Source organism: Pseudomonadota bacterium (assembly GCA_010028905.1).
GTDB lineage: Bacteria > Vulcanimicrobiota > Xenobia > RGZZ01 > RGZZ01 > RGZZ01.
In genome coordinates this window covers 1-4554 of sequence record RGZZ01000407.1, presented here as the reverse complement: position 1 = coordinate 4554, position 4554 = coordinate 1, and the positions used below count along the sequence as shown (strand labels likewise).

At 65.5% G+C, this 4554-nt stretch carries 1 protein-coding gene; it reads left to right on the top strand.

What is annotated here, in order from left to right; all coding sequences use genetic code 11:
- Positions 1-4554 (top strand): amino acid adenylation domain-containing protein (locus EB084_20050; protein NDD30559.1); only part of this gene is annotated, 4554 nt, incomplete at both ends.

Here is a 4554-nt window from a genome sequence, read left to right as displayed (position 1 = left end):
ATCGCCGCGAAGCTGCGAGAAGCTTCCGAAGACGTCATCGCCTTCACCCGCATCGACAATGCGCGAACCCGGGATGATCGCTTCACACAGAGGTCGCTAAGCGAGAACGCATCGCAGACAACCGGCACCTCTGTGATGACCGCGGCTGATCTGCACGCCGCACTCGAATCGCAACGTGCCACCGAATCGACAGGCGACCTCGACCCCGAAGTGCTCCACGCACTCGCCCTCGCGCACGGCTTCACCCTGCGGCTGTCGCTTGCCGCAGCTTCCACCGACGGCGCCTTCGACGCCGTCTTCACCCGCGGCGACGCGGCTCGGCAGGCCATCGAATGGCCCGCCCCCACGCGCCTCGAACGGCCCCTCGCAAACGACCCCATTGCGCCCATCATCGCCACCCGTCTCGCCCCCGAGATCAAGACGTGGATTGCCGATCGCCTGCCCGACTACATGGTCCCGTCGGCCTGGGTCGTGCTCGAGCGGCTCCCCCTCAACACCAGCGGCAAGGTCGACCGCCGCGCACTCCCTGCGCCCACGCGCGGCGCGGATCACATCACCGCGCCGCGCACCCCCGTCGAAGAGATGATCGCCGCCATCTTCGCCGACGTTCTCGGCCTCGAAAGGGTCGGCATCGACGAGAGCTTCTTTGATCTCGGCGGCCACTCGCTCTCGGCGACCCAGGTGGTGTCGCGCATCTCGCGCACTCTGGGCAAGGAGGTGTCGCTGCAGACCTTCTTCGCCGGCCCCACCGTCGCCGAGATCGCCGCCGCCCTGCACGACGCCGACGGTAACGTCAGGCCGGCGCTCGTGTCCCAGCCCCGCGATGGCCGCCCCCTGCCGCTCTCGTTCGGCCAGGAGCGGCTCTGGTTTCTCGAGCAGCTCGTGGGGCACAATGCGTTCTACAACATGCCGCTCGCCTTGCGAATCGAAGGCCTCATCGATATCGCCGCGCTACAGTCTGCCCTCGACGCCCTCATCACTCGACACGAAACGCTGCGCACTAGATTCATCGCCATCGATGGGGTCCCCGTACAGGTCGTCGATCCGCCTGCGCACGTTCCGATGCTCCTGCGCGACCTCACGGCAATCGAGAACCACGAGGCGCGCGAGCAAGCGACAGAAGATGACGCGGCCCAAGAGGCCTCCACCCCCTTCAACCTCGCCGCAGACTGGCCCATTCGCATGCGCCTGCTACGCCTCGGTTCACACCATCACGTGCTGCTCATCACCCTGCACCACATCGCCTCTGACGGCTGGTCGCTGGGCGTGCTTTCGCATGAGCTCGATGCGCTCTACAGCACGTTCACCCAGAACCAGGAGCCGACACTCGCGCCCCTTGGCGTGCAGTATGCCGACTTTGCCCGCTGGCAGCGTGAATGGCTCACAGGGACCGAGCTCGAGCGCCAGACCACCTGGTGGAAGACCCACCTCGACGGCGCCCCACCGCTGCTCGAGCTCCCCTACGACCACCCGCGCCCTCCTCGCCCGACCTATCGCGCGGGAACGGTTACGACCACGATGAACGCAACCCTCACGGCACGCCTGCGCGCGCTCGCCAAGGCGAGCGATGCAAGCCTCTTCATGGTGCTTCGTGCCGCCTTCGCAGTGCTCATGCAGCGCTGGAGCAGAAGCAACGATCTGGTCATCGGCTCGCCTGTGGCAAACCGCACCGTGCCCGAGATCGAGGGCCTTGTCGGCTTCTTCGTCAACACCCTCGCCATCCGCAGCGACCTCTCTGGCAACCCCACCTTCATCGAGCTGCTCGCGCAGACCCGACACGCAAGCCTCGACGCCTACGCACATCAAGACGTACCGTTCGAAAAGGTCGTCGAGGCACTGAACCCAGAGCGTCACCTCGAGTACGAGCCCGTTACGCAGATCGCTTTCGCTCTGCAGAACACAGACTTCAAGCGATTCAGCCTCGGACAACTGGCCGTTGAAGCCTTCACCGCGGGAAGTCCCACCGTGCGAAACGACCTCGAGGTACACCTCTGGGAGCACGACGGAGAACTTGTCTGCCGGCTGGTCTACAGCCTCGACCTCTTCGAAGCGATCAGCATCGACGCCATGGCAGCGCAATTCAAGTCGCTGCTCGCGTGCGTGTGTGAGACACCCGAGCAACCCATCTCGCGGCTCTCGACCTCATCATCGGCCGACAGAGCCCGCGCACTCAGATGGTCAGGCACACCCTCGATGCGCTCACCCGATTCGCCAGCCCTGCTTCACGCCGCCTTTGAGCATCACGCCGACGTAGCCCCGCACGCCGTGGCGCTGATCTGTGGCGATGCGCATCTCACCTATGCCGAGGTCGAGCACCGCGCCAACCGCGTGGCCCATGCAGTGCTGCACGCTGGTCTCGCGCCCGAGGAACCCGTAGCCATCTGCCTGCCCCGCGGCCTCGACGCCATCATCGCCGAGCTCGGTGTGCTCAAGGCGGGGGGCGCGTTTCTACCGCTCAACCCCGAGCACCCTGTACAACGACGTGAAGCACAGATGCGGCTCGCCGGCGCAAGAACGCTCATCGACGTGGCCTTCATCGAGCGCCTGAGCGCCACGCTGCCATCGACACGACCTCGCGTGATGACACACCCGCTGCAGACCGCCTACGTCATCTTCACCTCCGGGTCCACAGGTGAGCCCAAGGGTGCAAGCATCAGCCACCGCGCTATCTGCAGCTCCATCGCAGGCGAGCAGAAGATACGCGGCCTGAAGGCAGAGCACTGTGTTCTGCAGGTAGCGGCGCTGACATTCGACGCGGCCGTCTGGGAATTGTTTGGAGCCCTCTCCGCTGGAGCGCACTTTGTGGCCGAAGCAGCGGAAGGCGCCAAAGCGGTCTCGCTTCTTGCTCGCCGCCTGCGAGAATATGGCGTCACCCATCTCACACTCACGCCCACGCTCCTTGCAGCGCTCGACATCACCGACACCGCCGTCCTGGAGTGCCTCGATGCAGCAGGTGAGGCCGCTTCCCCTGGCCTTCTGCAGAAGCACGCGCAAGGAACTCGAATCATCAACGCCTATGGCCCGACTGAGACTGCCATCTGCGCCGCCGTCTTCCCGTGCACCGAAGCGAACGACAGACGCGTTCCCATCGGGCGCCCCATGCCAGGCGCACGCCTGTACGTGCTCGACGACCAGCTCGAGCCCTTGCCCCTCGGCGTTCCAGGGCGGCTGTACATCGGCGGCGCAGGTGTTGGCCGCGGTTATGTCTCCCGCCCCGGCCTGACCGCCGAGCGCTTCCTCCCAGACCCCTTCAGCGACGTGAACGGTGCTCGCATGTACGATAGCGGCGACCGCTGCCGATGGGTGACGATGTCGGCCGACCCGGAAGCACCCTGGACACTCGATTTTCTGGGCCGCGCAGACGACCAGGTCAAGCTGCGGGGCTTCCGCATCGAACCCGGCGAGGTCGAAGCTGAATTGAGTCGGCACGAAGCCGTGCGCAATGCCGCCGTGAGTGTGCGCGACGGGCAGCTTGTGGCGTGGGTCGAGCCCGCACCGCACACAGGCAGCAGCGCGGGCTTCGAAGCTGCCATGAAGCGCTGGCTGAGTGAACGACTGCCCGACTACATGGTCCCCACCGCCTGGGTCAGGCTCGAGCGGCTCCCCCTCAACACCAGCGGCAAGATCGACCGGCACGCGCTTCCCGCGCCCGAGCGTGACGTCGAACGCATCACCGCGCCGCGCACCCCCGTCGAGGAGATGATCGCCACCATCTTCGCCAATGTCCTCGGTCTCGACCAGGTCGGCATCAACGAGAGCTTCTTCGACCTCGGCGGCCACTCGCTCTCCGCAACGCAGGTGGTGTCGCGCATCGCGCGCACCCTTGGCAAGGAGGTGTCTCTCCAGACCTTCTTCGCAGGCCCCACCGTCGCCGAGATCTCCGCCGCTCTGCAGGACGCAGATGAGCGCGTGCGTCCGGCACTGACCCTGCTCCCAAGAGGGGAAGACCACCTACCGCTCTCGTTCGCCCAGGAGCGTCTCTGGTTCATCGAACAGCTCATGGGCGAAAACCCGCTCTACACCATACCCTTCTATCTGCGCCTCACAGGCCCCCTTGACATGAACGCCCTGCGACGCACCTTCGATACCCTTGTCGCACGCCATGAGACCTTGCGCACCCGCTTCATCGCCATCGACGGACACCCGGCGCAGTGTGTCGATGCACCGGCCTCCCTGGCGCTGCGCGTGACCGATCTGAGCCTTCTCCCCGACGGCGAGACACGAGAGCTGCACGCGAGAGACGAAGCTGCAGAGGCGGCCTCGCTGCCCTTCCGCCTGGCGGAAGAGTGGCCCATCCGAGTCCACCTGCTGCGGCTCTCAGGTGAAGACCACGTTCTGCTCATCTCGATGCATCACATCGTCTCAGACGGTTGGTCGACAGGCGTGCTGTCGCACGAGATGCGCACGCTCTACGCAGCCTTCACGGGTGGGCAGGAACCCGACCTGACCCCGCTTCCCGTGCAGTACGCCGACTTCGCAGGCTGGCAGCGCAAATGGCTCTCCGGAGACACGCTCGAACAGCAGATCGCTTTCTGGAAGAAGCATCTCGATGGC